10 protein-coding genes and 1 pseudogene are annotated in these 11,716 nt (G+C 59.9%); 8 read left to right on the top strand and 3 right to left on the bottom strand.

The window, feature by feature from the left end:
• Together KH208_RS13790 and KH208_RS13785 are read left to right on the top strand one after the other, a co-directional pair.
• Window positions 1-947: hypothetical protein (locus KH208_RS13790; RefSeq protein ID WP_291437248.1), on the top strand; the 947-nt coding region annotated here is incomplete at its 5' end.
• Window positions 948-1,060: 113 nt separating this feature from the next.
• Complete coding sequence (locus tag KH208_RS13785; protein ID WP_291437246.1) at window positions 1,061-1,561, top strand: protoporphyrinogen oxidase; 501 nt, start codon at window positions 1,061-1,063, stop codon at window positions 1,559-1,561.
• A 42-nt stretch (window positions 1,562-1,603) separates the two neighbouring features.
• On the opposite strand, the gene KH208_RS13780 is transcribed toward KH208_RS13785, so the two are convergent.
• From KH208_RS13780 to KH208_RS13770, 3 genes are all read right to left on the bottom strand, one after another.
• Entirely contained in the window at window positions 1,604-2,059 is a 456-nt protein-coding gene (locus KH208_RS13780) for an ATPase (protein ID WP_083522061.1), read from the bottom strand.
• Window positions 2,060-2,788: 729 nt separating this feature from the next.
• Window positions 2,789-4,327 (bottom strand): threonine ammonia-lyase, biosynthetic, encoded by a 1,539-nt coding sequence (gene ilvA / locus KH208_RS13775; protein WP_291437245.1) that lies wholly within the window; start codon window positions 4,325-4,327, stop codon window positions 2,789-2,791.
• Window positions 4,328-4,592: 265 nt separating this feature from the next.
• Window positions 4,593-5,270, bottom strand: coding sequence for a GntR family transcriptional regulator (locus KH208_RS13770; protein ID WP_062252932.1), 678 nt, complete (start codon window positions 5,268-5,270; stop codon window positions 4,593-4,595).
• Window positions 5,271-5,468: 198 nt separating this feature from the next.
• Between KH208_RS13770 and KH208_RS13765 the strand changes: the two genes are divergently transcribed.
• From KH208_RS13765 to KH208_RS13740, 6 genes and pseudogenes are all read left to right on the top strand, one after another.
• The gene (locus tag KH208_RS13765; RefSeq protein WP_291437244.1) at window positions 5,469-6,938 is read left to right on the top strand and encodes an APC family permease; all 1,470 of its coding nucleotides are present in this window, start codon (window positions 5,469-5,471) and stop codon (window positions 6,936-6,938) included.
• A gap of 69 nt (window positions 6,939-7,007) precedes the next feature.
• Complete coding sequence (gene hisD / locus KH208_RS13760) at window positions 7,008-8,318, top strand: histidinol dehydrogenase (protein ID WP_291437242.1); 1,311 nt, start codon at window positions 7,008-7,010, stop codon at window positions 8,316-8,318.
• A gap of 53 nt (window positions 8,319-8,371) precedes the next feature.
• Complete coding sequence (locus tag KH208_RS13755) at window positions 8,372-9,574, top strand: aminotransferase class I/II-fold pyridoxal phosphate-dependent enzyme (protein WP_291437241.1); 1,203 nt, start codon at window positions 8,372-8,374, stop codon at window positions 9,572-9,574.
• Between the two features lie 47 nt (window positions 9,575-9,621).
• Window positions 9,622-10,623, top strand: a complete 1,002-nt coding sequence (locus tag KH208_RS13750) for a D-cysteine desulfhydrase (protein ID WP_291437239.1) — start codon at window positions 9,622-9,624, stop codon at window positions 10,621-10,623.
• Window positions 10,624-10,677: 54 nt separating this feature from the next.
• On the top strand, window positions 10,678-11,454 hold the full coding sequence (locus tag KH208_RS13745) for an amino acid racemase (RefSeq protein ID WP_291437237.1): 777 nt from the start codon (window positions 10,678-10,680) through the stop codon (window positions 11,452-11,454).
• Window positions 11,455-11,554: 100 nt separating this feature from the next.
• Window positions 11,555-11,716: pseudogene (locus KH208_RS13740) on the top strand (pyridoxal 5'-phosphate synthase lyase subunit PdxS); the annotation flags it as partial.

Raw genomic sequence — 11,716 nt, 5'->3', positions numbered from 1 at the left:
CGGACAGCATCTATGCGGCCGTCAACGCCTGGCCCTGCCGGGATTTTCTGGAACTGGCCCGCTCTCCTGACCCGATTGTCAGCGTGGGCGCGCTGCTGCTGGCAAGAAACATGGCCTGGCCCGAAAAAGGCCGCGCCGCGCTGGACAGCCTGCGGCCCGACGATGGGCCGGACATCCGCCTGCTCAAGCTGGCCGCCGTTGTGGCCTGGAACGGCGAGGCCGCCGTTCCGGACGCTGCATGGGAGTTTGTGCGCGCCTTCCCGGACGACCCGCGCGATCTGGCCCGCCTGCTCACCTTGGAAAATTCCCTCTACCGCTCCGAGGACAGCCCGACGCTCAGCCTCCTGCGCAACCTGGCCCGCGACGGCACGCCGGAGCTCAAAATGGCGGCCGACGCCAAATGGCGCGGCGCGCGCACCCTGCGCCGGGCCTCCCTGCCGCCGTCCGCGCCGGTGAGCGGCCGCAAACTGGCCCGGTCCCTGTTGCCCCTTTTCGCGGATCCGGATCCCGGCGTCAGCGCCACGGCCATGCTCTATGCCGCTCGCCTGGAAGCCCCCGGCCCCCTGCGGGCCTGGCTGCTCAAACACGCCGCCCCGGAGGACACAGCGTTGCGCAAGGCGCTCGCGGCCCATTGCCTGGCTCGCTGGAGCCCCCAGGACCAGGACCGCCAGCGGGCATTTCTGCGGCAAATGTTCATCAACTGGGAAACCTTCTGGCAAGTGATCCTGTTTGAGGACGTTACGGCGCTGGCCGGGCGCAGCCCCAGCCTGGACTGGGTCTGCCGCCTGAGTCTCGGCAGGGAGAGCGATGTCCGGCGGGAAGCCAGGGACAATCTGCTGGCCGTGCACCTGGCCCTGGCCAAGGAACGCAAGGAAGGCCGCCTGGACGCCCACAAAAATCAGGTGGACCGCCTCATTTTCGCGGCCATCGCCCAGTGGGCCGAATAGGCGCTCGTGACGACAGCCTCTAACCGCCGGACTTGCCCCCCGGCCTCTCAGCGTTTATCCTGAAGTCCAGGGCCTGCCCCATTTTTTCCCCATTGCTGCCACGGAGGGACCATATGGCGCGCTGTCTTCTTACACTTTTGCTTCTGCTCTGCTGCGCGGGCGCGGCCCAGGCCGAAAACCGCGTTTTCGCCCAGTTCAGCGCGGACCTGCCGGAAGGCTGGGACGGCCAGGAGCGCACGGCCTTCAGCACCGGCAGCCAGGACGAATACATGCTGGTGCTGGGCAAACAGGACCAGGAGCAGGAGCGCTTTCTGGCCCAGATCAGCATCTATCTGCTGCCCAACACGCCCAAGGCCACGGCCGAGGACTTTGCCCGCAAGATGACCGAATTGCAGGGCGACGCCTCCGAACCGCGCAAGGAAGGCCGGTTCTGGACCTTCACCGGCGTGCCCCGCAACCAGACCGTCAAAGGACAGGCCGTCACCATGGTCAATACCACGCCGGAGCGGATTCTGATCATCATCTCCCAGGACCCCGAGCGGATCGGCGCGGACAAGGTTGTGGCCGGACTCAGCGGCGTGACGCCCGAAGCCAAGGCCCTGCTGGGAAGATAGGGACAGCCCGCGACCGAAAACGACCGCGGGCTGTTTGAAACATTACGGGCGTACCCTTTCCACCCTGTCGTAGACGTTCCGCATTCGCAGCACCAGGCTGCAGGTCTGCTCAAGAAGGCATCCCAGGCTGGCGATGGCGTCTCCTTTCACGCGCACGTCATGGTGCGTGCTTTTCATTATTTTGACCACGCCCGCCAGCAGCATATAGGTTTGGGCCAGAAGGCCGCGAAAGTCTTCCGCGTGATAGTGTTCCAGCAGCTTGCGCTCATGCTGCACCGCTCCCGGTGAAAAATAATAGCAGCGGGTTTCGCCGGGCGAGTCCGGGCTCGGGCGCGCGGCAGGCGCGCAGCCGCCTTGTCCCGCCGGTTCATATACGGCGAGCAAGGCACGGGCGGCGTTCCGGAACTGTTCGATCCGTTCCGCCAGTTCGGAAGGGCTTTGAGAGGGGGGCGTTGACGATTGGGGCTGTGGAGCGGCGCTCGGGAAATGATGGGACATAAGGCACCTCGTGGGTTTTGCGGTTGGCCTTGCCTGTGAATGGCAATGCCGGGTGTTCACAACCGCCCACGAGCGGCTTGCGGCCTTTAGCCTTTCGGCCTGGACATAACCGCAACACCCGGCAAGAGATAGCCTGCACCGCCCCCAAGAGGGCGCAAAAAAAGCCATTCTGTCGGGATGGTAACCGTCGTGAGAGGTGTTGTGAAGCACCTACCCTCAACCAATCATATTCTCTGATACAGGTCAAGAAGATGACCTAGGACACACGGGCATTCTGTTCTCAGTCTGTTGTTTTATTTTGCCCTCCGGGCACGGAAGTTTTACGCCTCCCGGCGTTTGGGCCGCCTATCGTTGCTGTCTTTATCCGTATGGCTCGCAAGCTCGCCTACGGCTAAAGCGCGCGGCAGAGGGCCGGGGACGGCTGTCCCCAGGCCCCTACAACCCCCTGCCTCTGCTGTACGCCGTAGCGCGTTGACGCGGCGTCCCACGGGTCTTGCTCGCGTGGCTCGCTGCGCCCCGAAATCGCCGCGTGTCAACGTTCAACGGCTGAACATCTCCTTCTCAACCACCATCAGCGGATGGCATTGCGCGGCGCGGAGGGAGGCTTCAGCCGTTGGCGGCAAGGCCGCCGTACGGATGAAGACAGCAGCGATAGGCGGCCCAAACGAGAACGAAGCGAAAACCGTCATGCCCGGAGGGCAACATCATCGCCGGGCACGACGCCCCCCTTTAGGCGTCGTGCCAGCCCAAAAACATCTTGTAGGCCGGATTGTCCGACTCATCCACATGCGGGTAGCCCATGCGCTCCACCCGCGCCAAAAAGTCCTCAAAAGCCTCCCGCTGCTCATCGGGCACGTCAAAGCCCATCAGCACCCGGCCGAAGTCGGCCCCGTGATAGCGGTACTGGAACAGGGTGATGTTGAATTCCACGCGCATGGCGTCAATAAGGTCCAGCAAAGCGCCGGGCCGCTCGGGGAAGGCGAAGCGCAGCAGGCGCTCATTGGCGACCTGCGGGGCATTGCCGCCCACCATATGCCGCAGGTGCAGCTTGGCAAGCTCATTGTCGCTGAGATCAATGACCGTAAAGCCCTGCTCGCGCAGATCGGCCAGCACCTCGGCCACGTCGCCCTTGCCCTGAATCTTGATGCCCACCAGCACCCGCGCCCTTTCCGGGTCCGCGAAGCGGGTGCACAGCTCGGTGATGCTGCGCTTGCCGATGGCCGTGCAGAGCCGCCGGAAGCTGCCCATCTGTTCCGGAATGGTCACGGCCAGCAGAGCTTCGCGTTCCGCGCCGATTTCAGAGCGGTCCACCACATGGCCGAGGCGGTCGAAATTCATGTTCGCGCCGCTGACAATGGCGACCAAAGTGGCGTCCTTGACCCCGCCGTTGGCGGCATAGGCCCGCAGACCGGCCAGGGACAGGGCTCCGGCGGGCTCGGCCACCACGCGGGTGTCTTCAAAAATGTCCTTGATGGCCCCGCAGATGGCGTCGGTATCCACAGTGATGATGTCGTCCAGCAAATCGCGGCAGAGAGCGAAGGTCTCCTCGCCCACCAGCTTCACGGCCACGCCGTCGGCAAACAGGCCCACGTCGTTGAGCTCCACGGGATATCCGGCCATGATCGAGCGGCGCATGGCGTCGGAATCCACGGGTTCCACGCCGATGACCCGGATTTCCGGGCGCAGGTGCTTGATGTAGGCGGCCACTCCGGCGGCCATGCCGCCGCCGCCGATGGGCACGAAGACCGCGTGGATCTCGCCCGGGTGCTGGCGCAGGATTTCCATGCCGATGGTGCCCTGCCCGGCGATCACGTCCGGGTCCTCGAAAGGAGGAATGAACACCGCGCCGCTCTGGCCGATCAGATCCTGGGTGTGCCGCCAGGCGTCGCTGAAGGACTCGCCGGAAAGCACCACCTGCCCGCCCAGACGCCGTACCGCCGAAATCTTGATGGCCGGAGTGGTCACGGGCATGACGATGGTGGCTTCGCAGCCCAGGCGCTGGGCGGACAGGGCCACGCCCTGGGCGTGGTTGCCCGCCGAGGCGGCGATGACGCCGCGCCGCAGTTCCTCGGGCGAAAGGCGGGCCATCTTGTTGTACGCGCCGCGCAGCTTGAAGGAAAAGACCGGCTGCAAGTCCTCGCGCTTGAGCAGCACTTTGTTGCCCAGCCGCCGCGACAGGCTCACGGCCTCGTCCAGGGGCGTTTCCACCGCCACGTCGTAGACGCGGCTCAACAGGATGCGGTTCAGATACTCGCTGTGATCGTGCATGGATATATCCTTGACTTGGGATGCGCCGCGCCGAAGGGCCGGAATCCCGCGCCGGAGTGCGGCGCGCCGGATCGTGCGCGTAATCTTTAGCTGTGTACACCCGGCGCGCGCGCTTCTCAAGTCTCAAGAACAGCGGGCAACACGTACAATTTTATTAAAAAACAGATCAGCTCATCAAGCGGCGAACCACGGGCCGTTGTCCGCCGAACACTTCTCCAGGGCAAAGATCCTCTATAGAGAACATTCAGCCCAACCCGGCATTTGTTTAGTGTGAAAAACGGGCCAGTTCCTCACGCACGAGGTCCAGGCCGACCATGATGTTGTTCTCGAGTGTGGAAAGCAGATCCGTTTCATCTTTACGGCGTAAGGCATCAATGATCATGGCATGCTGTTTGTTGAACAGCTCCCTGTGCACGGCGGAATAAGCGCGTAACGTCAGGAAAGCCTGTACGAAATCCATGAGGTGTTCCACGATAGACACCAGGTGCGGCATACGTGAAAGTTCATAAAGCCGGCGGTGGAAGTTTCTGTCCATATGGAAGAAATACTGCTCCTCCGTGCCGGAAGCTGTCATTTTGTCCGCCATCTCCTCCAGAGCGGACACATCTTCAAGAGTTGCCTGTGCCATGGCCTCCGCGGCCAGAACCAGCTCAAGCTGGCAGCGTTGCGTGTAAATCAGTTCCATTTCCCGATAGGACGGCGGCAACATAACGACAGCACCCTTGTACGGGACAATCTGCACGAGACCGGACTGCCCCAGCAGAAGCAGCGCGTCACGTATAGGCCCGCGCCCGACTCCCAGCTTCCGCTCGAGTTCCACAAGTATAAGCCGCGTTCCCGGAAGAGCCGCGCCGCTCAGAATCATGTCACGGATCATCTTGTAGGCAACAAGAGATTTTGTCGCAATGCCTTCGGGTTCTGCCCTATTTTTCATGATGCCCATATAAACTTCATGGGCGGTGGGGTCAATGTGACCATATTATTTTATGAAATATTTTATGAAATATTTCATAAAATATTGACACCCGCAAAACACTGACCTAGGGTTGCCTCAACGCCCTCCCCTTATTTTAAGAGGAGACAAAAAGGAGACCGGAATTGGCTACCTCGTAATCTTCAACTCGCGCTTTCTGGAGGTTGTATGCATCAGAAACATCATGACGGCCCGCAACGCAATGAATTGGAAAAATCCGTTGTCCCCATGCAGGCATGGGCCCTGGCCGTGGGTGCGATCATCGGCTGGGGCTGCTTCATCCTGCCCGGCACGCGCTTTCTGCCTCTTTCCGGCCCCGTCGCCAGCCTCATCGGCCTGGGCGTCGGGGCCGTCGCGTTATGCATCGTCGCCCTGTGCTACGGCGTTATGATCAAAGCCTATCCTGTGGCCGGCGGGGCTTTCGCCTATGCCTTCGTCAGCCTGGGACGGGTGGCGGCCGTCATCTGCGGCTGGGGGCTGGCGCTAAGCTACAGCTGCGTCATCGCGCTCAACGCAACGGCGATTCTTCTACTCACACGCTTTCTCCTGCCGGGCGCATTCGAAGTCGGATACCTCTACTCCGTCGCCGGATGGGACATCTATACCGGCGAAGTGATCCTCATCTCGCTGGTTATCCTTTTCTTCGCCTTCATGAATTATCGCGGAAACTCCTGCGCCAACAATCTGCAACTCACGCTTTCCGTATCTCTGTCCATCGGCGTTGTGGCGCTCGCTGCAGGATCCGGCATCAACGAGACGGCCTCCATCCACAACCTTGAGCCCTACTTCAATGAGATGCACTCCGGCTTTATCAGCATAATTACAGTTGTGGCCCTTGCCCCCTTTCTCTATCAGGGCTTTGACACCATTCCGCAGACCGCCGAGGAATTCAATTTTGATCACGACAAATCCACACGGTTGATGCTCATATCCATCCTTTGCGGCTGCGCGCTGTATTCCCTTGTTCTGTTCGCGGTATCCATCATCAGACCCTACCCGGAACTGCTGGCGGCTGAATACCCGTGGCTCACCGGCGCTGTGGCCAACATGGCCTTCGGCAAAATCGGGGGACTCATTCTGGCGATTCCTGTGCTCGCGGGCATTTTCAGCGGAATGAACGGCTATTTCATTGCAACCACACGCATTCTGTTCAGCATGGGACGCGGCAAATTTATTCCTTCCTGGTTTGAAAAAATTTCCCCCAAGCATCAAACACCAGTCAATGCTATTTCCTTCGTGCTGGGTTTCTCTCTCCTGGCCCCGTGGTTCGGTCGGCAGGTTCTGGTCTGGCTGACCGACACCTGCGCTTTGAGCGCCGCGCTGAGCTACTTCTTTACTTGTTTCGCGGCGTACAGATTCGTCAGCCAATATCCCGGACAGGTTAACCTTCCCTTCGCCAAATCAGTGACGATTCTGGGCTCCCTCATCTCCATGGCCAGTTTCCTTTTGCTCGCCATACCAGGCTCGCCGGCGGTTATCAGTCGGGAATCCTGGATGCTGCTGGCAGTCTGGTGCGCACTGGGCTTCATACTCTACAAAAAGCGCGCCGCCGAGCTGAACGCCATCCCCATCCGGGATCTTCAGTTCATGTTACTGGGCAACAATACACGTCCATTGCTTTTCAAGGTCAGTGATTAATTGGGCCTGAAAATATTTCATAAACTATTTTATAAAATATATTATAAAATACTACAGAGGAGATATGCCATGCACTACCTGAAACAAGCCGCCAAATCTGTGGAAGGTTCCAGCAAGGAAGCCCGCGCTGTCGTGGAGCAGATGCTGGAGGAAATCCGTTCGGGGCGCGAAGAAGCCGTGCGCGCTTTGGCCAGAAAGTTCGACAACTGGGACCGGGAATTCATCTTGAGCGACGCAAAACGCCAAAAACTTATTGCTTCCGTACCGGAAAGCGTGAAACGCGATCTGGAATTCGCCCACAAGCAGGTCGCCGGCTTTGCCAAAGCACAACGGGACAGCCTGAAAGAGTTTGAGACCGAAGTGACGCCGGGCGTCATTTTAGGCCAGCGCGTTATTCCCATGGATGTGGCCGGCTGTTATGTGCCCGGCGGCCGCTTCGCCCATGCCTGCTCAGGCATCATGAGCGTGGCCACGGCCAAGGCCGCGGGTGTGCCCTTCATTGTGGCGGCCACACCGCCCAGGGGCGACCATATCGATCCGGCCACCTGCTATGCCATGCACATCGCCGGAGCCGACATCATTCTTGAAATGGGGGGCGTCCAGGCCATTGCCACGATGGCCTACGGCCTGTACACCGGCAAACCCGCCAATATTCTTGTGGGGCCCGGCAATGCCTATGTGGCTGAAGCCAAGGCCCTGCTGAGCGGTTCCGGCCTGTGCGGCATCGATGTATTTGCCGGTCCCACGGAGTCCGCCGTCATTGCTGATGAGACCGCCGACCCCATGACCGTGGCCATCGACCTCGTTTCTCAGGCCGAACACGGCTACAATTCTCCGGTCTGGCTCTTTACCGTCAGTGAGGAACTGGGGAAAAAGGTTCTTGAACTGATTCCCAGGCTTTGCGAGGACATGCCCAACCCCGACGTGCCTCTGACAGCCTGGAACGATTACGGCGAAATCATCTGCAGTGCGAACCGCGAGGAACTGGCCCGGACCTGCGACGCCTATGCTCCTGAACACGTGCAGGTCATCGCCAAAGACCTGGACTGGTGGCGCGACCGGTTGCGCAGTTTCGGCTCGCTGTTTTTAGGCGAGGGCAGCACCGTGCCGCATGGCGACAAATGCTCCGGCACCAACCACATCCTGCCCACCAAAAAGGCCGGCTATTACAGCGGCGGCCTGAATGTGCACAAATTCCTGAAGATCTGCACCTACCAGAACATCAGCGAACAGGCCAACGAGGTCATCGGCGGCGCCGCCTCCCGTCTGTCGCGGGTAGAAGGCATGGAAGGCCATGCGCGCGCCTGCGACTGGCGTCTGCGCAAGTTCTATCCCGGCCGGAAATGGGACTTCCAGGTTTACGAGCATCCCAAGTTCTGACGTTGTCGTGGGAAGTCCTTGCTCCCCACTCCCTCAAAAACAGAGGTATGCATATGAAGACGTTCACCAAAGACTTTACCCTTCAGGAACCCATTCCCCAGGAAGGGATTGATCTTGCTCTCGGCGTGCTCAAGACCGGACGGCTGCACCGCTATAACATCATGCCCGGAGAAAAGGGCCATGCGGCGGAGCTGGAAGAGGCATTCGCCGCATATATGGGCTCGAGATACTGTCTTGCCTGCGCCTCATGCGGCAGCGCGCTGTATATCGCTCTCAAAAGTCTCGGCGTGAAAACGGGGGATACCGTACTGTGCAATGCCTACACCCTGGCTCCGGTACCCGGCGCCATCGAAAACGCCGGAGGCAGCATTGAACTGGTGGAGATCACCGATAATTACACCATAGATATCGACGACCTTGACGCCAAGGCCGCCCGCACGGGGGCCCGTTTCTTCCTGCTGTCGCACATGCGCGGGCACATGGCCGACATGGACAAGGTCATGGAGGTGGTGCGCAAACACAACTTAATCATGCTGGAAGACTGCGCTCATACCATGGGCGGCTCCTGGAACGGCAAAAAAAGCGGCACCTTCGGCCATGCGGCCTGCTATAGCACCCAGACCTACAAGCACATGAACTCCGGTGAAGGCGGCCTGCTGATCACCAGCGATGACGACGCCATCGCCCGGGCCATCATGTACTCGGGATCATACATGCTGTATTCCGCCCACACTTCCCGCCCCGGCCCCGATGTCTTCGAGAAGATCAAGAAAATCACGCCCAACTTCAGCTCGCGCATGGATAATCTTCGCGCGGCCCTGCTTCTGCCCCAACTCAAACTTCTCGATGAACAGTGTCGCCGCTGGAACAGGCTGTACGACCATATGGAAGCCCGTCTGAAGTCCATTCCCGGTGTGGTTTGCCCCGCCCGCGACCCGCGGGAATACTATGTGGGCAGCTCCATCCAGTGGAATCTGCCCAAGGCCGGCTACAAGGAAATCGAAGCTTTCATCGCCGGGACCGGAGAACGGGGCGTATCCGTCAAATGGTTCGGTAACAAGGAGCCTGACGGTTTCACCAGCTCTTACGACAGTTGGCAGTATTTTCCTCATCTCGCCACTCTCGATCTGCCCAGGACTCGCAAGGTTCTTGCCACCATGTGCGACATGCGGCTGCCCCTGACATTCTCCACAAAAGACTGTGATGACATCGCGGACATCCTCGTCGGCGTCATAGAGGAAATGGGCCTGCGCTAACCGCCGGCTCCGCTTTTTCACAACGCATTACACCAAAGGATGATATCATGAATCTCGCCAAGTTTCCCCGCCGTGGCTATGTGACCACCCCCACTCCCATTGAGCCCCTGCCCAATTTTTCCAAGGCGCTGGGCGGCAAAGTCAACATTTACATCAAACGCGACGACATGCTTCCCGGCACAGCCGGCGGCAACAAAACCCGCAAGCTCGATTTCTGCATGGCCGACGCTCTAGCCCAAGGCGCGAACGCCATCATCACTTGCGGCGCCGTGCAGTCCAACCACTGCCGTCTGACCTTGGCTTGGGCAGTGAAGGAAGGACTCGACTGCCACTTGGTGCTTGAAGAACGCGTCAAGGGTAGTTACAAGCCCGAAGCCTCGGGCAACAACTTCCTTTTCCAGCTTCTGGGCGTTAAGAGTATCACTGTTGTGCCCGGCGGCAGCGACATGATCTGCGAAATGGGCAAGGTGGCCGAAACCCTGAAGGCCCAAGGCAAAAAGCCCTACGTCATTCCCGGAGGCGCATCCAACAAGATCGGCGCGCTGGGCTATGTGAACTGCGCGGAGGAAATCATGCGCCAGCTCTTTGAGATGAAGCTTTCCATCGGCCACATGATCGTTCCCAGCGGCAGCGCGGGCACGCATGCAGGCATTATCGCCGGCATGTATGCCAACAACGCCTGCATTCCGGTGACAGGCATCGGCGTAAACCGTCCCAAAGACGTACAGGAAGCCGCCGTGCATAAGCTGGCCCAGGAAACTCTGAAGTATATCGGCGCGCCGGTCAGCCTGCCCGCCGACAAGGTTGTGGCCTTTGACGACTATGTGGGTCCCGGCTACTCCCTGCCCACCGGGAGCATGGTCGAGGCCGTCAAGCTGCTGGCCGGCACTGAAGCCATCCTGCTTGATCCCGTATACTCGGGCAAGGCTATGGCGGGCCTCATAGATCTCGTCCGAAAAGGACATTTCCCGGAAGGCGCCAATCTGCTCTTCCTGCACACCGGCGGTTCCCCCGCTCTGTTCGCCTATCTGGATACTTTTCGTAAATGACAAGGGCACATGGGGCGGCGGGCATGGCTCCGCCGCCTGCTTCCGGAGACAATTATGTCCGTTTCTCCATCTTCTATCGGCGTTCTCGGCGGACTCGGACCCTATGCCGGGCTGGACCTTGTCCACAAAATTTTTGACTGTTGCGCTGCAACAAAGGATCAGGATCACCTGCCGGTCATCTTGTATTCCTTCCCTGCGGAAATCCCGCCGCGTGTGGAGTTTCTACTGGACGACAGCCTCGACAATCCCGGCCACGCCATGGGCGGGATCATGGTCCGGCTCGCCAGGGCCGGAGCCACGGTTATCGGTATGCCCTGCAATACGGCGCATAGCGCATCCATACTTGACGCGGCTCTGGAGCGCCTCAAAGATTCCGGCTTCACGGGATGCTTTGTCAACATGATCACGGCTACGGCAGAGTATATCGCCCGAAACTTTCCACAAGTTCGGCGCGTCGGAGTGCTGTGCACACAAGGGGCGCATGCATCCCGTGTTTTTGATCAATATCTCGGCCAAGCCGGTCTGGATGTACTCTATCCCGACGCAGCCGGACGCGAGAAGCTTCAGCGCGCCATCAGCGATCCGGCCTATGGCCTGAAGGCTTTTTCCAGCCCCGTCACGGAAAAAGCATGGAATGGCGTCACGGCGCAGGCGCGCCGTATGGCGGAGCGTCAGGTTGATCTGATTTTGCTGGGCTGCACCGAGCTGCCTCTGGCACTTGCAGGAAAAAAATTTGAGGGCATCCCTCTTGTAGATCCCACACGCGTTCTGGCCCGTTGTCTTGTCCAGGCCTATGCTCCGCATGCTTTACGGCCTGAACCTGGAGAGTAAAGCCGCTTGATATGAAAAATGCCGGACGGCTTTCATATATTCCGAAAAGACAGCACAAAGAAAGAAGACAGCGATTTCCCGACATAGAAGGAGTACAACTATGGAACAGGGCACCATCCGCCTCAAGACCGGCCTTGCCGAAATGCTCAAGGGCGGCGTCATCATGGACGTCACCACCCCGGAACAGGCGAAAATCGCCGAGGAAGCGGGCGCTTGCGCCGTCATGGCCCTGGAACGCGTGCCGGCCGACATCCGCGCCGCC

This window comes from Desulfovibrio sp. (assembly GCF_018379785.1).
Lineage (GTDB): Bacteria > Desulfobacterota > Desulfovibrionia > Desulfovibrionales > Desulfovibrionaceae > Desulfovibrio.
The sequence above is the reverse complement of the archived record's forward strand: the minus strand, read 5'-3'. Positions and strand labels throughout refer to the sequence as shown.